Source organism: Streptomyces milbemycinicus (genome assembly GCF_002154605.1).
GTDB classification, from domain to species: Bacteria; Actinomycetota; Actinomycetes; order Streptomycetales; family Streptomycetaceae; genus Streptomyces; species Streptomyces milbemycinicus.
This window is the reverse complement of the sequence record NZ_MUNE01001178.1, coordinates 1-747: the sequence shown is the minus strand read 5'-3', so window position 1 is coordinate 747 and position 747 is coordinate 1. Positions and strand designations below refer to the sequence as shown.

1 protein-coding gene is annotated in these 747 nt (G+C 70.0%); it reads right to left on the bottom strand.

All coding sequences use genetic code 11. From position 1 onward, the window contains the following. Positions 1–119: 119 nt before the first annotated feature. Positions 120–747 (bottom strand): ABC-2 transporter permease (locus CCN51_RS51900; RefSeq protein WP_107426323.1); only part of this gene is annotated, 628 nt, incomplete at its 5' end.

The window sequence follows — 747 nt, the reverse complement described above, 5'->3', positions numbered from 1 at the left end:
ATGACGTCGCCACGCATCAGAAAGTTCTTGAAGCCCTTGAGCATGCTCCCAGGACAGACGGTCCTGGCCGGGGCGACAACCGGGACTGCTCCGACTGGCCGACCGCCCCGCCCGGCCGGTCAGCGGTCATCGGGACGGCGCACCGGTGTTTCGCGGCCGCCGGGGTGGCGGTGGCGCCAGGTCCAGAAGACCGTGCAGCCCAGCAGGGACCAGCCGGCCAGCACCAGGAACGGGAAGGCGTGCTGGTGCTCGCTGAAGTAGACCGCGGTGTGCTGCGCGTTGACGGAGGCGCCCGGGGGCAGCCAGCGGCCGATGTGGCCGAGGAGGGAGGGCAGCAGGGGCCAGGAGACCGCGCCGCCGGAGGAGGGGTTGCCGAGGAGCACCATCAGGCCCCAGGTCGGGATGAGGGACCACCGTCCGAAGAGGACGTTGAACATGGAGAAGACCATCCCGGAGGTGAACATCGTCAGCGCCAGGATCATCCAGGACTCCGCGAAGGGCAGGTCGACCGCGCCGAGGCCCCAGTCCACGATGGCCGCGATCGAGAAGCCGCCGAGCAGCGCGTACGCGAAGGTGAAGGCGATCCGTTCCGCCGGTTCGAGGGCCCGTGCGTTCACGCTCAGCTGGATGGCGCCGATGAAGCCGATGACCACCGCGGCGAGCGAGATGTAGAAGATCGCGAGCCCGCGCGGATCGCCCGGCTGCAGCGGGTTCACGTCCCTGACCAGGACCGGCACCCCCAGCGCC